The following is a 19,198-nucleotide window of genomic DNA, read 5'->3' as shown; positions in this document are numbered from 1 at the left end:
TCTACCAACGCATCCTGACCCCCAAACTACCAATCAACCCATTCAGGTCATTGTCATCCACATCGGAGCTGTAGTCGGCACTGACGAACAGCGCCACGTTCGGCGTGACCCGGGCCACCAGGCCCAAGCCCAGTTCAACCGTGGCGGCGCTGCGCGAGCTGGAGATCTTGTCGACCTGGTCCAGCTTCACCGGGTCGGCGTTGCTGAAGTCGTACCAGACGTTGGTGCGCACATAGGGTTCGATGGGCATGCCGCGCACTTCGTAACGCGCCGACAGCTTGGCGCCGACCCGGCCGCTCCAGCTGGGCTGGCTGTCGAAGGCCTGCAGGGTTTCTTCCTGCACCTGGCTACCGGGGAAGAACTGCTGGTTGATCAACTGCGCCTGGGGCTCGATCACCCAGCCGGCGCCCAGGCCGATGGGGTAGCCGCCTTCCACCGAGAAGGTCATCGCGTGGCCGCTGTCATCCAGCCGCTGGCCAGCCTGGGAGCGGCCGTTGACGTCGATGCGCGTGCCCATGGCCACGGCGTCCACATGCCAGCCCTGCTCGTGGGTCATGCTCCAGTACACGCCCAGGCTCTCGCCGCTGAGGTTGACCGCGTCACGCTGCTTGTCGCCCAGCAGCGGGCGCATGCCGTTGAAGGTGCTCTGCAGGTTGTTGTGGCCGACGAAGATCCCCGCGCGGTGCACGTTGCCGCCGCTGGTTTCACGCACGAACAGGTCCGGGCCGATCATCATCTGCTGGCTGGGCGCCTCTACCTGCGCTGGTGGCTGGACGCCCTGGCGCGGCGCGCCGGGGAAGAACTGCGCCCACTGGCTGGCGATATGGTCGTTGTCGGGTTGGCCGTGGCGCTCACCCATGCGCTCGGAGAAAGCGCTGAGCAGGCCCTGGTTGAGGCCGCTGACGCTGACTGGATCGAGCGACAATCGCGGCACCTCGGGCTGCGCCAGGACAGGGGCGAAGGGTTCGCCCTCCTGCGTTTCGAAGGCGAAGGTTTCCACCGGGGTTGCCAAGAGCAGCGACGTGGAAACCGCACAGAAAAAAGCGTCGAAGCGCGAGGGATTCGAGGTGCTTTTCATGGCGGATCTCCTGTTGATGTGTGAAGTGAACAGCCCACGACCTGGCCTGATGTCACGAGCTGTACGACAAGAACAGGGGGCGACAGGTACCAGCGCACCAGCCTTCTGGAGAGCGCACGAGGGCGCGCGCTAGAGGCCCGGCACGAGTTTTTACGTCTGGTGATTACTGTTCAGCTAAGGAGAGGACGGCGCTTGCGTCAAGAAAGCGTGAAAGGATCGAAAAATACCTGTTTGACTGTTTAACTTGTTGAATTTGCGTAAATTTGAAAGGCGCATATCGATAATGGTGATTTACCGCCTCGCGGCTATGCCGAATCGTTGCTACAACCGCACTTCCACCGCCAGCGGCAGATGGTCGGAGAGGTGGGTCCAGGGCTTGTTGCCGAGGATTCTCGGTGCGTGGCTGTCGGCGTTGCGCAGGTAGATGCGGTCCAGGCGCAGCAGCGGCAGGCGCGCGGGGTAGGTGCGGGCCAGCAGGCCGTGGTGGCGCTCGAAGGCCTCGTGCAGGCCGTGCTGCAGCCCCAGGGTGTGGTTGCCGCGCAGCTGCCAGTCGTTGAAGTCGCCGGCGATGATCACCGGGGCGTCGGCGGGCAGGGCGTCGAGCAGCCGGCGCAGCAGGTGCAGTTGTTGCTGGCGGTGGCGCTCGAGCAACGACAGGTGCACGCAGATGGCATGCACCTGGCGCTGCCCGGGCACGTCCAGCACGCAGTGCAGCAGGCCGCGGCGCTCGGGGCCGGTGATCGACACGTCGAGGTTGCGGTGCTCGATGATCGGGTACTTGGACAGCAGCGCGTTGCCGTGGTGGCCGTCGGGGTAGACCGCGTTGCGGCCGTAGGCGAAGTCGCTCCACATGCTGTCGGCGAGGAACTCGTACTGCGAGGTCCGTGGCCAGCCGGGGTAGCGCGCGGCGTGGCGGTCGTGGCTGCCGAGCACTTCCTGGAGGAACACGATGTCGGCCTCGGTGCTGCGCACCGCCTCGCGCAGCTCCGGCAGGATGAAGCGTCGGTTGAAGGCGGTGAAGCCCTTGTGGGTGTTGACCGTCAGCACCTTGACCCGGTGCACTGCCGGGGCCTGGTTGACGTTGGCGAAACCTGGACTGCTCACGACGGCTCCTGTTGGTAAGTCCCGTTGCGGGGGCGGGCTTTGTGGGTCCCAGCCCTTTCGCGGCACGAGGCCGCTCCTACAGGCGACCGCGTACCCTGTAGGAGCGGCCTTGTGCCGCGAAAGGGCTGCAAGGCAGCCCCGGCAATCTTGAACTGGAGTGGTCATCCCCAAAAATCGCAAAAACCTTGAAAGTCATGAGTGTAGGACCGAAAAGGCCCATTGCAGGTTCAGTCCTCCTCCCGCTGCAGCACCAGCAACAGCAGCGATCGTCCCTTGACCTCGAACACCGTGTCGAACGCCAGGTGCTGCGGCTTGCGCAGCTCGGGTCGGTCGGTGTCCACCAGGCAGCTCCAGTAGTCGCCCTCCGGCACCGCCGGCAGGGTGAACGGCACCACGTCGTGGTAGGCGTTGACGATCAGCAGCAGGGTTGCCTCGGCGCCGGGCCGGGCAATGCCGCTGACCTGGGCGCGGCCGTCCATCAGCATGCCCAGGCAGCGCCCGTGCGGGTCTTCCCACTGCTCGACGGTCATCTCGCTGGCGTCCGGGGCCAGCCAGGTGACGTCCTTGACCCCGATCGCCTCGTTGTAGTCACCGACCAGAAAGCGTGAGCGGCGCAGGATCGGGTAGGCCAGGCGCAGGCGGGTCAGGCGCTTGACGAAGGCCATCAGCGCCTTGCCGTCCTCATCCAGGTCCCAGTTCACCCAGCCGATCTCGCTGTCCTGGCAGTAGGCGTTGTTGTTGCCGTGCTGGGTGCGGCTGAATTCGTCGCCGGCGACGATCATCGGCGTGCCCTGGGCCAGCAGCAAGGTGGCGAAGTAGTTGCGCATCTGGCGCATGCGCAGGGCGTTGATCGCCGGGTCGTCGGTGGGGCCTTCAACGCCGCAGTTCCACGATAGGTTGTTGTTGGTGCCGTCCTGGTTGTTTTCGTCGTTGTCTTCGTTGTGCTTGTCGTTGTACGACACCAGGTCGCGCAGGGTGAAACCGTCATGGGCGGTGACGAAGTTGACCGAGGCGTAGGGGCGCCGGCCGCGGTTGTTGAACAGGTCGCCCGAGGCGGTCATGCGCGAGGCGAAGTCGGCGAGCATGCCTTCGTCGCCCTTCCAGAAGCTGCGCACGGTGTCGCGGAAGCGATCGTTCCACTCGGCCCAGCCGGGGGCGAAGTTGCCCACCTGGTAGCCGCCCGGGCCGCAGTCCCAGGGCTCGGCGATCAGCTTGGTCTGGCTGAGCATCGGGTCCTGGCGGCAGGCGACAAGAAAGCCGTGACGCTCGCTGTAGCCGTCGTGATAGCGGCCGAGGATGGTCGCCAGGTCGAAGCGAAAGCCGTCCACGTGCATCTCGCCGGCCCAGTAGCGCAGCGAGTCGGTGACCAGTTGCAGCACCCGTGGGTGGCTCAGGTCGAGGGTGTTGCCGGTGCCCGAATCGTTGATGTAGAAACGCCGGTCGTCGGTTATCAGGCGGTAGTACGAGGCGTTGTCGATGCCACGCATCGACAGGGTCGGGCCGCGCTCGTTGCCCTCGGCGGTGTGGTTGTAGACCACGTCGAGGATCACCTCGAGCCCGGCATCGTGCAGGTGCGCGACCATCTCCTTGAACTCGGCGATCTTGCCGCTGGCCAGGTAGCGCGGATGGGGCGCGAAGAAGGCGATGCTGTTGTAGCCCCAGTAGTTGTTCAGGCCCTTGTCCAGCAGGTGCTGGTCGTTGACGAAGGCGTGGATCGGCAGCAGTTCGATGCTCGATACGCCAAGCTCCTTGATATGCGCCAGCAGCTCGTCGTTGGCCAGCCCCGCGAAGGTGCCACGCAGGTGCTCGGGCACTGCCGGGTGGCGCATGCTGACGCCACGGGTGTGGGCCTCGTAGATGATCGTGCGCTCCCAGGGGATCAGCACGCGCTGGTCGCGGCCCCAGGTGAAGGCCGGGTCGATGACCTTGCACTTGGGCACGAACGGCGCACTGTCGCGCTCATCGAACGAGAGGTCGGCGTCGGGGTGGCCGATGGTGTAGCCGAACAGCGCCTCGGACCACTTCAGCGTGCCGACCAGTTGTTTGGCGTAGGGGTCGATCAGCAGTTTGTTGGGGTTGAAGCGGTGACCGTTCTCGGGTTCGTAAGGGCCGTGCACGCGGTAGCCGTAGACCAGGCCCGGGTGGGCGTCGGGCAGGTAGCCGTGGTAGATCTCGTCGGTGTACTCGGGCAGCTCGATGCGCTCGATTTCCTCCTCGCCGCTGGGGTCGAACAAGCACAGCTCGACCTTGGTGGCGTTGGCCGAGAACAGCGCGAAGTTGACCCCCAGGCCGTCCCAGGTGGCGCCGAGCGGAAAGGGCAGGCCCTCGCGGATGCGCGACGGGGCGACGGAACGGGTCTTCTTCGGGGTGCGGGGGCTCATGGCGGTCCTCATGGTCCGGGGCGTTGCCTGGGTGTCAATGCGGGCCTCTTCGCGGGTAAACCCGCTCCCACAGGTGCATGCAACTCCCCTGTGGGAGCGGGTTTACCCGCGAAGAGGCCAGTGGAGTAATCAGCCGGCAGCGGGTTTTTTCACCGCCCGCGGTCTCTTGGCTGCCACCGGTTTCTCCACCGGCGCCGCTACCTTCGGCTTGGCCGCCGCCTTCTTGCGAGGCGCGGCCTTTGGCGCAAGCGCCTCGGCCTCGGCCAGCTTGCGTGCCATCTGCCAATGACGGTCCTCCTGGCCCGCCGGCTTACCCTCCGACTCCCAGATCTGATAGGCGAACTCGCGAATACGCTTTTCTTCGACACTCATCTCGACGCTCCTGAATGCAGTTAGGCATGTTCAATCAACACATTGACCGGAAACTCCATCAGCACGGTGCTCAACATCAGCTCCCTTGAAGGGGTGACAGCACCGCCGCCGAAAAGTCCCGAGCAGTTGGCAGGCGACAAGGCAAACGGCAGGACAAGCCGGGTATCGTCCCAGTTCTGTGCCGGGATCAACGGGGTGGCGGCCGGGCCCAGCAGGGTGCTGGCCAGCCGTGGTACGACGATGATGGCGCGGGTGTCCTCGCCCAGGCGGGCGAAGGCCAGCACCTTGTCGGCATGGCGTCCGCGCACGGCAAGCGGCAGGTAGGCGCCACGCTGGAACAGTTCGGGGTGGGCCTGGCGGGCGTCCAGCACCCGGGCCACCAGGGCTTGCTTGAGGCGGCCGTCGCGCCAGTGGGCGAGCAGCTCGGTCAGGGGCGTGGCATCGTCCAGGCTGGCCCGTCTTGCAGGGTAGTCCACCGGGCGGCGGTTGTCCGGGTCGACCAGCGACAGGTCCCAGTACTCGTTGGCCTGGTACAGGTCCGGCACGCCGGGCGTGGTCATGCGCAGCAGGCATTGCGCCAGGCCGTTCAGGGCGCCGGGGCAGGCCAGGCGGCGCGCCGCTTCGTGCAGGGACTGGCGCAGCTGCTGGTTCTCGTCGTCCAGCAGCAGGCCGTCGACATAGGCTGCGCAGGCCTGCTCGTAGCGTTCGTTCGGCGCGGCCCAACTGCTGCGCAGCTTGGCTTCACGCAGGGCCTTGCGCTGCCATTGGCGGATGCGTTCGGCATAGGCGCGCAGGGCCGGTGTGTCATGCAGGTCGAGGGACAGCGGCCAGCTGCCGAGCAGGGTCTGCAACAGCAGCAGTTCGTCGGCGGGGCTGGGGGCCTCGCCGTCGTCCAGCGCTTCGCGCAGCGGCGCTGCCAGCTCGCGCCAGTGCTCGACGCGGCTGGCCAGCCAGGGGCCATACTCGCTGAGCACGGCCAGGCGTGCCCGGCAGTCCTCGCCGCGTTTGTGGTCGTGGGTGGCGGTGGCCAGCAGGTTGTCGGGAAAATCGCGCAGGCGGCGCTGGGCCTCGTTGTGGAACCAGGCCGACGCGGCGCTGAAGCGCTCGGCGTCGAAGCCCACATCGTTGCGCGACAGCAGGCGGGCCGAGCGATAGAACGCGGTGTCCTCGACGGCCTTGGCGGCGCTGGGCGCGGTCAGCTGCTGGAAGCGCACGCAGGCATGGCGCAGGTGCTTGCGCGGTCGACCCGGCGGCAGGCGGCGCCACGGCTGGCCACCGAGCCAGCGCTCGAGCTGCTCGAGCAGCGGCCAGTCGGCTTCGCCCAGCGACTGTCGCGCCCCGGCCAGCGCCTGCTGGAAAAACGCCTCGTCCTCGGCGGGGCGGCCACAGGCGTTGATATAGGTGCGGTACACCGGGTAGTGCTCGACCAGCGCCTGCAGCGCCCGGCGAATGGCGCCGAGGGTGAGGTCGCGGGTCATCAGGTCGTCGCGGGCCACCTGCAGCAGGGCCTGGGCCACCGACTCACAGTCGCCGGCCAGGCTGGCGTTGAGCACCAGGTGGCGGGCACTGCGCACCTCCTCGGCGAATTCGGGGCGCTCACTGATGGCGCTCCACAGCTCGCCCAGCGGCCCCTCGCCGGCGGGATCGTGCTGCAGCAGCGACACCTGGTTCATGAACTCGTAGCCGGTGGTGCCGTCGGTGAGCCAGTCACGGTGCAGGTGTTCGTCGGTGCCGAGGATCTTCTCCACATAGATCGGGAAGTGCGCCAGCGCGGCATCCAGCGGCCGTCGCGCCAGCAAGCGGTCGACCCGGCGGCGCAGGTTGCGGCAGTAGCGGCGCGGGTCGGCCAGGCCGTCGATATGGTCGATGCGCAGGCCGTCCACCAGGCCGCGCTGGATCAGCTCGAACAGCTTGGCATGGGTGGCCTCGAACACCACCGCGCGCTCCACGCGCAGGCCGCCGAGTTCGTTGATGTCGAAGAAGCGCCGCCAGTTGATGTCGTCGGCGGCGGTGCGCCAGCTGGCCAGGCGGTAGGTCTGGCGTTCCAGCAGCAGGTGCAGGCGCTTGAAGCCCGCCTCGGTACGGCTGTCGAAGGCGCCGAGGGCCGATTGCAGGTCCGCGCCGGCGGCGGCCAGGCGCGCCAGTTCGTGGTGCAGGGGCAGGGTCGCGGTCAGCGGGTCGTCGGCCTCGCCAAGGGCACTGAAGTGCGCGGCCAGTGCCTGCAAGCGTGGGTCCTCGGCCTGACCCAGGATGCGCCCGTAGTCCAGCGGGCAGATCGGGAAGCGATGTTCGTGGTGGGCCACCTCGAAACGCCCCTGTTGCGTGTCGAAGGTCAGCGGGATCTCGCCGTTCTGCAGGGCCACGCCGTAGTCGCTGCCAAGGAACGGCAGCAACAGCTGCCCGGCCAGCAACGGGTCGCTGGAATGCCACTGGATATCGAAGAATTCCGCATAGGGGCTGCGCCGGCCCCAGGCCAGCAGGCTCTGCCACCAGGGATTGTCGGCGCCGCCCACGGCCACGTGGTTGGACACGGTGTCGAGGATCAGCCCCATGCCGTGCTGGCGCAGGGCGGCCACCAGACGTTCGAGCGCCGCCTCGCCGCCAAGCTCGGGGTTGACCCGGGTCGGGTCGACCACGTCGTAGCCATGCCGGGAGCCGGCGCGGGCGGTGAGGATCGGCGAGACGTACAGGTGGCTGATGCCCAGCCGGGCGAAGTAGGGCACCAGCGGCACGGCGTCATCCAGGGTGAAGTCGCTGTGCAGCTGCAAGCGCAGGGTTGCGGTCAAGGGTTTCATCGATCACGCTCCCAGGCCTGTTCGCGGGCTTGGGCCAGCAGCTCCAGGCGGCGGGCGGCGTCCTCGTCGTCGAGCAGGTCGCGTACCGGCGCCTGGAAGCGCCGGCGCCAGTTGGGGTGGCCTTCGGTGGTGCCGGGCAGGTTGGCTTGTTCGTCGCTGCCCAGCAGGTCCTCCAGTGGCACCAGCACCAGCGGCGCGCGGGTATGGCCAACGTAGCGGATAGCCGCGTCGATCAGCGCGTCGTCGCCGCGCAGTGGCCCATAGTTCTGCTCAAGGGTGCGGCGCAGGCCGTCGCGCTCCAGGGCCCGGGTGTGGCGCCAGTGCAGCTCGGTGGCGGCGTCGATCAGTTGCAGGCGATGGTTCCAGTCGATGTCGCGACCCACCAGCCAGCCGGCCAGGGGCGCCAGGTCGTGGGTGCCGGTGGTGGCCAGGGCGTTGTCCGGCCAGTCGAGGATCGGCTTGAACTGCCCGGGCGCGGCCTGCTCGAACGGCAGCACGCGCATGCCCAGCACGGCCTTGTCGGCCAGGCGTTCGCGCAGGCCCTCGGGCACGGTGCCCAGGTCCTCGCCGAGGATGATCGCCTGGTGCCGCGCCGATTCCAGTGCCAGCAAGCGCAGCAGGTCGTCCAGCGGATAGTCCAGATAGGCGCCTTCGCTGGGTTTGGCGCCACGGGGGATCAGCCACAGCCGGCGCAGGCCCATCACATGGTCGATGCGCAGGCCGCCGGCATGGGCCAGGTTGGCCCGCAGCATCTCGATGAAGGCGCGGTAGCCGTTGCGCCGGAGGCCCTCGGGGGAGAAGGCGCAGATGCCCCAGTCCTGGCCGGAGCGGTTGAGAATGTCCGGCGGCGCGCCGACCTTGAGCTCGGCCAGCAGTTCGTCCTGGCGGCTCCAGGCCTGGCTGCCGGCGCCGTCGGCCCCCACCGCCAGGTCGGCGATCAGGCCCACCGCCATGCCGTTGCCGCGCGCCGCGTCCTGGGCCCGTTGCAGGCTGCGCTCGGTCAGCCACTGGCAGAAGGCGTGGAACTCGACCCGCGCCGGGTAGGCGTTGGCGAAGGCCTCGACCTCAGGGTGATAGGGGTCGTGCCAGGCCTTGGGCCAGCGGCGCCAGTCGGCGCCCAGGCCCGTACTGACCGCTTCGGCCTGCAGCACTTCGAAGCGGCAATGGTGCTCCAGCTGCTCGCCGGCGCTGGCGCGGAAACTGTCGAAGTCCTGGCGAAGCGGATGCTCGCCCTGGCTGAACTGCCGGTAGAGCGCCTCGAGCAGGCGCAGGCGGGCATCGGCGGCCCGTGGCCAGTCCACCAGCGCCTGCTGCTCCAGCGTGTCGAGGCTCCCCTGCAGGTCGCAGGCCTCGATGGCCATGCGCACCTCGCGCTCGCCAAAGACGACACCGGGGCTGGCATAGAGCACGTTGCGCAGCAGCCGGCTGGACGGCGAGTAGGGGCTGAAGTGGCGCTGGTCGAACGCCGACAGGGTATGGATCGGGCTGATCGCCAGGGCATCGGCGCCGCGCTCGGCGGCGTTGCGCGCCAGTTGCTCCAGGGCCAGGCAGTCGCCGTAGCCGCCGTCGCCTGGGCGGCGCAGGCTGTACAGCTGCGCCGCGATGCCCCAGCAGCGCGGCGGTTGCTGCTCGACGCGGTCCTCCAGGGCATGGCAGCGCGGCGGCGCCACGGCCAGGGTGAAGGTGCGGCCATCGATGTCCACCCGGTGGTAGCCCAGCGGCAGCCCGCCCGGCAGGCGCGCCTGGGCGTCCAGGGCCAGGTTGCGCGGGCTGCCGTCCTCCAGTGTGCAATGTGCCTGGCGGTCGGCGCTGAAATAGCGCTGCAGCTCCAGGGGCTGGCCGACATCGACGGTCAGCAGCGGCGGCAGGTGTTCGCTGTCCTCGGCCTGCTCGACGGCACGCAGGCTGGCGGCAATGGCGGCGGCATCGTCGGCCGGGTGGCCGAGGCCTGCGAGCACCCGGCGCAATACCTCGTCGCTGACCTGCTGCGGGCGGTTGTTGGCGTCGATCCAGTCGCGGGCTAGGCCGACCCGCGCGGCCAGGCGGTGGAGGGGCTGTTCGCTCATGGCGTCTCCTGGTCGGGGGGCAGCAGGCTGACCACGCAGCTGTGCGCGGCAAGGGTCGAGTCGGGGTGGGCGTTGTCGCTGCTGTCGTACAGGCGCCGTTGCATGGCCGGCAGCGCGACCGGCTGGGGACGGGCGGCGAGGTTGAGGTCGATGCGCAGCTCGCAGCCGTTGCCCAGGCGCCAGCGGGCAGTCAGCGCCTGGTCGCCGAGCACCTCGGTGCCGAGGGCGCGGGCGCCGGGCAGGTGCGGGACGACATGGCGCCGGCGCAGGTCGAGCAATTGCTGGTACAGGCCGTGCCAGCCGGCCAGCACGTCCTGTTGCCGGGGCCTGGATGAGGCAAAAGTCGCCTCGGCATTCGGGTCGGGTATCTGCTCGCGTTTTTGCGGGTCTGCGAAAGTGTCGAAATGGGCGAACTCACCGCGCCGCCCCTCACGCACGGCGTCGGCCAGCTCATCGTGAAAATCGGTGAAGAACAGGAACGGCTCGCGGCTGCCGTCGTCGTCGCCCATGAACAGCAGCGGGATCATCGGCGCCAGCAGCAACAGCGCGGTGGCAGCGCGCAGGGCCGGCGGCGGGCAGAGGCGGGTGAGGCGTTCGCCCAGGGCCCGGTTGCCGACCTGGTCGTGATTCTGCAGAAACAGCACGAAGGCGCTCGGTGGCAAGTGGCCGCTGGGCTCGCCCCGGGGCGTGCCATGGCGGTCGGGCTGGCCCTGGAACACGAAGCCTTCGGCCAGGCAGCGGGCCAGCTGGTCGATCGGCCGCTCCTTGTAGTCGGCGTAGTAGCCTTCGGTCTCGCCGGTCAGCAGCACATGCAGGGCGTTGTGGCCGTCGTCGTTCCACTGCGCGTCGAAGCCCTGTTGCAGCAGCGCGGCCTGGTTGTGCTCGTTTTCCAGCACCAGCCACACCTGCCGCCCGGGCTCGACGGCGGCGCGCACCCGCTGCGCCAGCTCGACGAGAAAGTCCGGTTGGTCGATGGCGTGCACCGCGTCCAGGCGCAGGCCGTCGCAGCGGTAGTCGCACAGCCACATCAACGCGTTCTGGATGAAGTACTCGCGCACCTCGGCGCGGCGAAAATCGATGGCCGCGCCCCAGGGCGTCTGTCGGTCGTCGCGGAAAAAACCGCTGGCGTAGCGGTGCAGGTAGTTGCCGTCTGGGCCGAAGTGGTTGTAGACCACGTCCACCAGCACCATCAGGCCGTGGCCGTGGGCCTGGTCGACCAGGCCGCACAGCGCCTGCGGCGTGCCGTAGCTGTGCTGCGGGGCGAACGGCTGCACGCCGTCGTAGCCCCAGTTGCGCGCGCCGGGGAACTGCCCCAGGGGCATCAGTTCGATGGCGCTGATGCCCAGCTCGGCCAGGCGCGGCAGCACCTTGGCCACGCCGTCGTAGCCGCCGAGCAGGCCCACGTGCAACTCCTGGATCACCGCCTCGTGCCAGGGCCGGCCCTGCCACGGGTACCGCCACGGATAAGCCCCGACATCCACCAGCGCGCTGGGGCCGTGCACGCCCTCGGGCTGATAGCGCGACGCCGGGTCGGGCACCTGCAGCTCATCGTCGATGCAATAGTGGTATTGCTCGCCCGCCTGGCAGGGACCGACACCGGTGTACCAGCCATCGCCGTCGGTCCGCAGCGCCAGGGGCGGCCGCTGCCCGATCGCCACGCTCACGCTGCGCGCATCCGGCGCCCAGAGGGCGAAGCGCGCCGACGTGGCGTCCAGCAACTGTGCGCCATGCTTGTGCATCGCCGGCTCTCCGCTCAGTAATGGGCGTGCTGCGCCTGCCTGACCAGGTCTTCGTACAGCCGGGCGTAGGGTTCCACCGCCTGGCACCAGTTGAACGGCTGGGTCATCGACAGGCAGCGCATGGCGTTCAGCAGGCTCTTCTTGCCGTACACGTAGAAGGCGCGGGCCAGGGCCTCGCGGTAGCTGTCGACGGTCGAGTCGTCGAACAGGAATCCGGTGACGCCGTTGTCGATGGTGTCGGCCAGCCCGCCGGTGTTGCGCGCCACCGGCAGCGAACCGAAGCGCTGGGCGTACATCTGGCTCAGGCCGCAAGGCTCGTAGCGCGACGGCATCAGCAGGAAATCGCTGCCTGCGAACATGCGCCTTGCGTCGGTCTCGTTGAAGCCGATGCGCACGCCGATGCGGCCCGGATGACGCAGGGCCAGCTCGCGCATGGCCTGCTCCTCCTCGGGTTCGCCGCGACCGATGATGGCGATCTGGCCGCCCTGCTGGACGATGTAGTCGGCCACCCCCAGGGTCAGGTCCAGGCCTTTCTGGTAGACCAGCCGCGACACCACGGCGAACAGCGGCCCGTCTGACACCTCCAGTTCGAACAGCTCGCGCACCTGCTGGGCGTTGCGCGCCTTGCCGGCCCAGTCGTTGAGGCTGAAGTTGTGGTGCAGGTGCTGGTCGGTGGCCGAGTCCCAGCTTTCGTCGATGCCGTTGGGGATGCCGCCGAGCAGCCCTTGCTGGGCCTTGCTGGCGAGGAAACCGTCCAGGCCGCAGCCGAACTCGGGGGTGGTGATCTCGCGGGCGTATGTGGCGCTGACCGTGGTGATGTGGCTGGAGTAGGCCAGGCCGGCCTTGAGGAACGACAGCTTGCCGTAGAACTCCATGCCTTCCTGTTGCATGGCGTGGTCGGGGATCGCCAGCTCCGGGCTGCAGCCGCGGCTGTACACGCCCTGGTAGGCCAGGTTGTGGATGGTGAACAGGATCGGCGTGCTCAGGCCGCGCCAGTGCATGTAGGCCGGGGCCAGCCCGGCCGGCCAGTCGTGGGCGTGCACCAGGTCGGGGCGCCAGTGGGCCATGCCTTCGCCGGCGGCGATTTCCGCCGCCGCCAGGCCCAGGCGGGCGAAGCGGATATGGTTGTCGGGCCAGTCGCGGCCGTTGTTGGCGCCGTAGGGGGTGCCGTCGCGCTGGTACAGCTCGGGGCAGATCAGCACGTAGATCACCAGGCCGTCGGCCAGGTCCATGCGGCCGATCCTGCACGGTGGCAGGGCCGCGTGGCCGCCCAGTTCGCCGACGATATGGATGGGGTTGTCGCTTTCCATCACCTGGCGGTAACCAGGGATCAATACCCGCACGTCGTGCAGGTGCGCCAGGGCGCGGGGCAGGGCGGAGGACACGTCGCCCAGGCCGCCGGTCTTGACCAGGTCGGCGATCTCCGAGGTGACGAACAGGATCTTGCGCTTGTTCGGATTGTGCTGGCGCTGGGCGCCGGGTGCCTTGACTGTCGGGGCGAGCGCCGATGGCAGCGGCTCGCGGCTATCCGGGTTGAATGACTCTACGTGAGGTTCGACAGCGGCACTGATCATACTTCTCTCCGTCCCTTGTTCTGGTGTGTGCTTAACGTTGGCTCGTGGGTGTGCTCTCTGATCGTTGTTGCATCTTCGTAGTGCGGTCCTTGCCCCAGATTCGTGCGCGCAGGCACGGCACGTTCGGCATTCCGGCCGAAAGACGTATGGACTGGTTGGGGTGGGCGGGCCTGACGTGAGGAAGTCCTTTTGCGTCGGCCCACTTAAGTCCTGACCTGCCCGTGTTTTGCAAAGTTCGACTTTTTTACGTCACTTTTTTATGAGCAAAACGCGGGCCGAAACTGGAGTGTAGGAGACGAAATGCGACAAAAGTGACCCGTTGGTCATATTTCTCGGGGACGTTTGCCCGCGCAAACGTTGGCGAGTTGTTGCAAAATATGAGGGTCGCAGCGCAACGCAACGGGTTCGACCCGCGGCGGGCGCGATACGGCAACAAGAAAGGGCGTCAGCGAGAGGGTGGGAGCCATGGCGCTCCCACACGGGAAGGATGAATCAGAGACCGGCGGCCTTGCCTTGCACGCGGGCCTGCTCCAGCAGCAGGTTCAGCTGGGCGACCTGCTGGCGCAGCTGGTCACGTTCGTCCTTCAACTGGCGCAGCTCGTCGCGGCGCACGGTGACGTAGAGGGTCTGGGTGGGAGTGGCTGGCATCAGGGTACCCATGGCACACCTCGCATGGCTGGTGACAATTTGAAGCGTAGTCGCTTCGCGCGGCGCGCATTCTGAATTCTTCGCAGGCCCTTGGGAACTTTTTTGTTTATCGTTGTCGCCCCGTTCGTCGGTGAACCCTACGCCAGAACGCTGGACTAATCTGAAATCGTCAATTGTTGTAAAGCAAAACCAACGGGAGCGTCGTCACATGCAACTGGGAATCATCGGGCTTGGCCGCATGGGCGGCAATATCGCAAGGCGCCTGATGCGCGCAGGTCACAGCACTGTGGTCCACGATCGCAACCGCGAAGCCATCACCACCCTGGAAGGCGAAGGTGCCGTGGGCGCCCACGACCTGGGTGCGCTGGTGCAGAAACTCAAGGCACCGCGGGCAGTGTGGGTCATGCTGCCGGCGGGCGAAATCACCGAGCAGACCATCGCCCAGCTGGGCGACCTGCTCGAGCCGGGCGATGCCATCATCGATGGCGGCAACACCTTCTACAAGGACGACGTGCGCCGTGCCGCCGAGCTGGGCAAGCGTGGCCTGCACTACCTCGACGTCGGCACCTCCGGCGGCGTGTGGGGCCTGGACCGTGGCTACTGCATGATGATCGGCGGCGAGAAGGCGGTGTTCGAGCGCCTGGAGCCGCTGTTCAAGGCCCTCGCCCCGGGCGTCGGCGACATTCCGCGCACCCAGGGCCGCAGCGGCGAGCACGAGCGCGCCGAGCACGGCTACATCCACGCCGGCCCGCCCGGTGCCGGCCACTACGTGAAGATGGTGCACAACGGCATCGAGTACGGCCTGATGCAGGCCTACGCCGAAGGCTTCGACCTGCTGCGCAGCAAAGGCGGCCCGGAATTGCCGGAGGACCAGCGCTTCGACCTGAATGTGGCCGAGATCGCCGAAGTGTGGCGCCGCGGCAGCGTGGTCACCTCCTGGCTGCTGGACCTGACCGCCGACGCGCTGGTCGCCGACCCGCAACTGACCGAATTCAGCGGCTCGGTGTCCGACAGCGGCGAAGGCCGCTGGACCATCGACGCCGCCGTCGAGCAGGCGGTGCCGGTGCCGGTGCTGTCCAGCGCGCTGTTCGCCCGTTTCCGCTCGCGCCAGCAGCAGGGCACCTATGGTGACAAGATCCTTTCCGCCATGCGCCTGGGCTTTGGCGGCCACGTCGAGAAGAAGAAGGACTGAATGAGCAAATCGACCATCCCCGCTGCGCCGCCGTGCACCCTGTTCCTGTTCGGCGCCAGCGGCGACCTGGTCAAGCGCCTGCTGATGCCGGCGCTGTACAACCTCAGCCGTGACGGCCTGCTCGATCGCAACATGCGCATCGTCGGGGTCGACCATAACGCCGCCACGGCCGAGGCGTTCGCCGAGCGCCTGCATGCCTTCATGGCCGAGCGTGACGCCGGCAAGTGCCTGGACGAAAAACTTTGGGCACGCCTGGCCAAGCGCCTGGACTACCAGACCGGCGATTTCCTCGATCCGCAGACCTACCAGGCCCTGGCCCGGCGCATCGACAAGACGCGCCACGGCAACGCCATCTTCTACCTGGCCACCTCGCCACGCTTCTTCCCCGAGGTGGCCCAGCGCCTGGGCGATGCCGGCCTGCTCGACGAGTCGGGCGGGGGCTTTCGCCGGGTGGTGGTGGAAAAGCCCTTCGGCACTGACCTGGCCAGCGCCGAGGCGCTCAACGCCCGCCTGCTCAAGGTGATGAACGAGCGGCAGATCTACCGCATCGACCATTACCTGGGCAAGGAGACCGTCCAGAACATCCTGGTCAGCCGTTTCTCCAACGGCCTGTTCGAATCGTTCTGGAACAATCATTACATCGACCACGTGCAGATCACCGCCGCCGAGACCGTCGGCGTCGAGACGCGCGGGGCGTTCTACGACAACACCGGCGCCCTGCGCGACATGGTGCCCAACCACCTGTTCCAGCTGCTGGCCATGGTCGCGATGGAGCCGCCGGCGGCCTTCGGCGCCGACGCCGTGCGCGGTGAAAAGGCCAAGGTGATCGGCGCCATCCGCCCCTGGTCGCAGAAGATGGCCCTGCGCAATTCCGTACGTGGCCAGTACAGCGCCGGCAAGCAGGGCCGCAAGCAGCTCCCCGGCTACCGCGAGGAGGCCAACGTCGCCCCGCACAGCCAGACCGAGACCTACGTCGCCCTCAAGGTGATGATCGACAACTGGCGCTGGGCCGGGGTGCCGTTCTACCTGCGCACCGGCAAGCGCATGAGCGTGCGCGACACCGAGATCGCCATCTGCTTCAAGCCGGCGCCCTACGCGCAGTTCCGCGAAAGCGAGCTGGAGCGGCCCAAGCCCAACTACCTGAAGATCCAGATCCAGCCCAACGAAGGCATGTGGTTCGACCTGCAGGCCAAGCGCCCGGGGCCGGAGCTGGTGATGGAGAATGTCGAGATGGGCTTCGCCTACAAGGACTTCTTCAAGATGACCCCGGCGACCGGTTACGAGACGCTGATCTACGACTGCCTCACCGGTGACCAGACCCTGTTCCAGCGTGCCGACAACATCGAGAACGGCTGGCGCGCGGTGCAACCGTTCCTCGATGCCTGGGCGGCTGAGGGCGGCGAAGTGCACGGGTATGCGGCGGGGGAGGATGGCCCCGAGGCCGGCGACGAGCTGCTGGCGCGGGACAAGCGCGAGTGGCACACGCTGGGGTGACGCCAGCGGGGGCAGCGACCTGCCGCCGTTGCAGCACGGCGGCAGGTCTTCAGAGCAGCCCTACAAGGTAAACGACAGCGCCGAGAACACCATCCCGCCACTGCCAGCCCAGCCCATGCAGAACTGGCCTGGCTCGGCTTCGCCGCGGCTCATGGCATCAAAGATGCCGAAGGGGATCGACGCGGTAATGATGTTGCCGGTCTTGTGCCCGACGTGATGCAACTTGTGATCGACGCCGATCATCTGGCCAATGTGTTCCCACATCTTTGGCGAGCCGGTATGGATGAACACCTTGTGCACGTCATCCGCGGTGAGTTTCTGCAGGTTGAAGACTTTGATCGCTTCGTTGCGCCCGTCTTCGTGCAGGGCGGCGGCATAGGAGTTGAACTGGTACTGGCCACCGGTCGGTTCGATCTTGGCGATATCGGCCTCGTTGCAGAACAGCTTCCAGTCCGGCAAGGAGATCGTCGACAAGTCACTCAGGTCGGGCCTATTGATATAGGAGAACTTGAAGTTCCCCGGTGCCTCGTTACTCAGGATGGTGACGACGGCGGCCTCGCCAATGGTAAAGCTCGGGAACTTGTAGGCCAGTTCGGCCGGCGACTGCAACGAGAAGTTCTTGGGCATCACCGGCCCGCCTTCCGACATGCCGAACTCCATGTTGACGATGGCGGCGTAGCGGATTTCACCGGCTTGCATCTTGCTGTTGATGACGTCCATGGCCGTCACCCAGCCGTTGCAGGCATCGACCACATCGAAGTTGCGGCAGTTCAGGCCCAGCGCCTTGGCGATGAAGGTACTGTTGGCCGGCTCGATGAAGCCGCGGGTGACGTTGGGATAGATCAACAGGTCCAGGTCGGCCTTGCTGATATTGGCCTGGGCCAGCGCCGCGTCGAACGCTGTTTCCATGAGTGCCATCGGCGTCTCGTCAGCCGCCAGCCAATGGCGGGTGTCGCTGCCGCTTTTTTCCAGCAACTTGCCGATGGTCTTCAAGGTTTTCGGCAAGTCCTCCTGGAAGGTGTCCCTGGAGTGTTGTTCGACCAGGTTGATGACGTCCTGGTTGGTGACTTGGCGTGACGGCAGTATTGCGGAAAGCCCGACGATCTTCATATAACGTCCTTGTTGAGGGGGTTGATCCTGCGCGGTATGTGCGCATGAGTGGAGGCGTGCTCATCCTTGTAAGCAGCCAATGGCCTGATGCCTGCCAGTCAAGCGAAAGGGGGCCGCTCTGCGGCCTTTCGCCGGCAAGCCGGCTCCCACAGGGCGCGTGCATTCCCTGAGCCTGCGCTGTATCCATGGGAGCCGGTTTGCTGGCGATGGGCTGCGAAGCAGCCCCGGTGACGCCAACTGACCGGCATATTTCTAGCACAGGGCATTTGCGAATCCATGTCGTGGATCAATGTTCCCGCGTCTCGCCAGCGGCACAGCCCAAGTGCTGAGAGTGGCGTGGGAGCGGGCTTGTCCCGCGATACCGGCGCAGCCGGTGCCATCCTTATGGAGCATGCCCGCTCAGGCCCCACCGAGGCGAATCGACGTGGCAGCTATGGCATGATGCCCGGCCCCGCACGCGATAGACGCCTGCCATGAAAGGAATACTCAGATGCCCTCGACCCCACCCAACGGCCTGCCGGTCTATCGCCTGATCACCGGCAAGGACGACGCCAGTTTCTGCCAGCGCATTTCCGAGATCCTGGCCTTGGGTTATCAGCTTTATGGTTCGCCCAGCGTGACCTTCGATAGCAGCAAGGGATATGTAGTGGCTGCGCAGGCGGTATTGTGGCCAGTCCATGGCGCCGCCTCTCAAGGATGACACGATGCGCACTGTCGTCACCCTGCGTCCGGCCCGTGTCGAAGATGCTGGCGAAATAGCAGAGTTGGTCGCTGAAGCGTACAGCCCCTACGTCGCACGAATCGGCCGTAAGCCGGCCCCCATGCTGGATGACTATGCGCAGGTCGTGCGTGACGACGATGTGTTCGTGGCCATGCAGGCCAGGCGTATTGCTGGCGTTGTTGTTGTACGCCGTGAGAAGGGCGACCTGCTGCTGGTGAACGTTGCCGTACGACCTGCATGCAAGGGGCGAGGTATCGGTCGACACTTGCTCGATTTTGCCGAGGCCCACGCACGTGCAGCAGGGTGTGCGGCGATCAGGCTCTACACCCATGAGCGGATGACGGAGAACATCGGGATCTATCAGAAGCTCGGCTACCGCGAAACCCATCGCGCAGAGGTGGATGGTTTCTCCCGGGTATTCATGTGCAAACCGTTGGCGGTGAGCGCTCGGCGTCCAGCCGACCCTGGCTGTGATAGTTGAGAAAGTCGCCCATCGCCTCGGTGAGTGCCGATTGTGCGGCGATACGCCAGAACACCCGTTTGCCGAGAACGGGTTCCAAATAGCTGATCAGTGCCTGCGCCGCATTATGGTTGCCTGACTCCAGCCAGTGACGGAGCAATGCTGCGTTTTCCTGTCGGGAAAGTCTGGCGCCTTGTGTCAGCAATAGGGCGTAGCGGGTATTGAACGACCACAGGTTCTTGAGAAAGGCGATGCGCTCCAGGCTGGACAGTGTGGCGAGCCAGGCTCTGACCTGTTTGTCGACCGGCCCATTGCCAACGTGCCTGGCCAGGTGCTCTGGGGTGAAGGCTGGGGCGGTCATCTTGTCGCTCCTGAAGTCTTGCGTCCATGTACAGAGGCCGGGTTGGCTATCACTGGAGCTGTCCTGTCTTTCTGAACGGCTGATAGTGCGAGTATGGCGATGT

The 19,198-nt window shown here is 66.7% G+C and carries 15 protein-coding genes; 4 read left to right on the top strand and 11 right to left on the bottom strand.

Annotation, left to right across the window (positions count from 1 at the left end; translation table 11 throughout):
* Nucleotide 1: 1 nt before the first annotated feature.
* The 9 genes from V0R62_RS15175 to V0R62_RS15135 all read right to left on the bottom strand — a co-directional run bounded on the left by V0R62_RS15175 (nucleotide 2) and on the right by V0R62_RS15135 (nucleotide 13,769).
* Nucleotides 2-1,078 (bottom strand): autotransporter outer membrane beta-barrel domain-containing protein, encoded by a 1,077-nt coding sequence (locus V0R62_RS15175; RefSeq protein WP_330104320.1) that lies wholly within the window; start codon nucleotides 1,076-1,078, stop codon nucleotides 2-4.
* A 321-nt stretch (nucleotides 1,079-1,399) separates the two neighbouring features.
* Nucleotides 1,400-2,182 carry an endonuclease/exonuclease/phosphatase family protein gene (locus tag V0R62_RS15170; protein ID WP_330104319.1) on the bottom strand — a complete coding sequence of 261 codons (783 nt, stop codon included), beginning with the start codon at nucleotides 2,180-2,182 and terminating at the stop codon, nucleotides 1,400-1,402.
* A gap of 227 nt (nucleotides 2,183-2,409) precedes the next feature.
* On the bottom strand, nucleotides 2,410-4,563 hold the full coding sequence (gene glgX / locus V0R62_RS15165; RefSeq protein WP_330104318.1) for a glycogen debranching protein GlgX: 2,154 nt from the start codon (nucleotides 4,561-4,563) through the stop codon (nucleotides 2,410-2,412).
* 129 nt (nucleotides 4,564-4,692) lie between these two features.
* Entirely contained in the window at nucleotides 4,693-4,935 is a 243-nt protein-coding gene (locus tag V0R62_RS15160) for a DUF2934 domain-containing protein (RefSeq protein ID WP_330104317.1), read from the bottom strand.
* 20 nt (nucleotides 4,936-4,955) lie between these two features.
* On the bottom strand, nucleotides 4,956-7,730 hold the full coding sequence (locus V0R62_RS15155) for a malto-oligosyltrehalose synthase (protein ID WP_330104316.1): 2,775 nt from the start codon (nucleotides 7,728-7,730) through the stop codon (nucleotides 4,956-4,958).
* Entirely contained in the window at nucleotides 7,727-9,796 is a 2,070-nt protein-coding gene (gene malQ / locus V0R62_RS15150) for a 4-alpha-glucanotransferase (protein ID WP_330104315.1), read from the bottom strand. Before malQ ends, V0R62_RS15155 begins: the two co-directional genes overlap by 4 nt.
* Nucleotides 9,793-11,535, bottom strand: a complete 1,743-nt coding sequence (gene treZ / locus V0R62_RS15145; RefSeq protein ID WP_330104314.1) for a malto-oligosyltrehalose trehalohydrolase — start codon at nucleotides 11,533-11,535, stop codon at nucleotides 9,793-9,795. The genes malQ and treZ overlap by 4 nt, the downstream gene beginning before the upstream one ends.
* Before the next feature lie 14 nt (nucleotides 11,536-11,549).
* Nucleotides 11,550-13,109 carry a glycogen synthase GlgA gene (gene glgA, locus V0R62_RS15140; RefSeq protein ID WP_330104313.1) on the bottom strand — a complete coding sequence of 520 codons (1,560 nt, stop codon included), beginning with the start codon at nucleotides 13,107-13,109 and terminating at the stop codon, nucleotides 11,550-11,552.
* Nucleotides 13,110-13,601: 492 nt separating this feature from the next.
* A complete protein-coding gene (locus V0R62_RS15135; RefSeq protein WP_220037411.1) occupies nucleotides 13,602-13,769 on the bottom strand; it encodes a DUF6026 family protein in 168 nt (55 codons plus the stop codon).
* A 160-nt stretch (nucleotides 13,770-13,929) separates the two neighbouring features.
* Between V0R62_RS15135 and gnd the strand changes: the two genes are divergently transcribed.
* Nucleotides 13,930-14,949 carry a phosphogluconate dehydrogenase (NAD(+)-dependent, decarboxylating) gene (gene gnd / locus V0R62_RS15130; RefSeq protein ID WP_330104333.1) on the top strand — a complete coding sequence of 340 codons (1,020 nt, stop codon included), beginning with the start codon at nucleotides 13,930-13,932 and terminating at the stop codon, nucleotides 14,947-14,949.
* Nucleotides 14,950-16,443, top strand: coding sequence for a glucose-6-phosphate dehydrogenase (zwf, locus tag V0R62_RS15125; RefSeq protein ID WP_186732623.1), 1,494 nt, complete (start codon nucleotides 14,950-14,952; stop codon nucleotides 16,441-16,443).
* Nucleotides 16,444-16,503: 60 nt separating this feature from the next.
* On the opposite strand, the gene V0R62_RS15120 is transcribed toward zwf, so the two are convergent.
* Nucleotides 16,504-17,553 (bottom strand): 3-oxoacyl-[acyl-carrier-protein] synthase III C-terminal domain-containing protein, encoded by a 1,050-nt coding sequence (locus tag V0R62_RS15120; protein WP_330104312.1) that lies wholly within the window; start codon nucleotides 17,551-17,553, stop codon nucleotides 16,504-16,506.
* A gap of 490 nt (nucleotides 17,554-18,043) precedes the next feature.
* Here V0R62_RS15120 and V0R62_RS15115 point away from each other — a divergent pair, with 490 nt between their 5' ends.
* Both V0R62_RS15115 and V0R62_RS15110 read left to right on the top strand, forming a co-directional pair.
* On the top strand, nucleotides 18,044-18,253 hold the full coding sequence (locus V0R62_RS15115) for a DUF1737 domain-containing protein (RefSeq protein WP_088852456.1): 210 nt from the start codon (nucleotides 18,044-18,046) through the stop codon (nucleotides 18,251-18,253).
* A 4-nt stretch (nucleotides 18,254-18,257) separates the two neighbouring features.
* Nucleotides 18,258-18,755 carry a GNAT family N-acetyltransferase gene (locus V0R62_RS15110; protein WP_330104311.1) on the top strand — a complete coding sequence of 166 codons (498 nt, stop codon included), beginning with the start codon at nucleotides 18,258-18,260 and terminating at the stop codon, nucleotides 18,753-18,755.
* On the opposite strand, the gene V0R62_RS15105 is transcribed toward V0R62_RS15110, so the two are convergent.
* The gene (locus V0R62_RS15105) at nucleotides 18,694-19,095 is read right to left on the bottom strand and encodes a hypothetical protein (protein ID WP_330104310.1); all 402 of its coding nucleotides are present in this window, start codon (nucleotides 19,093-19,095) and stop codon (nucleotides 18,694-18,696) included. The genes V0R62_RS15110 and V0R62_RS15105 overlap by 62 nt on opposite strands.
* Nucleotides 19,096-19,198 lie beyond the last annotated feature (103 nt).

Origin of the sequence: Pseudomonas carassii, from assembly GCF_036324045.1 — a bacterium.
Lineage (GTDB): Bacteria > Pseudomonadota > Gammaproteobacteria > Pseudomonadales > Pseudomonadaceae > Aquipseudomonas > Aquipseudomonas peradeniyensis.
Note: the sequence above shows the minus strand (reverse complement) of the source record. Positions and strands in the feature narration are given on the sequence as shown.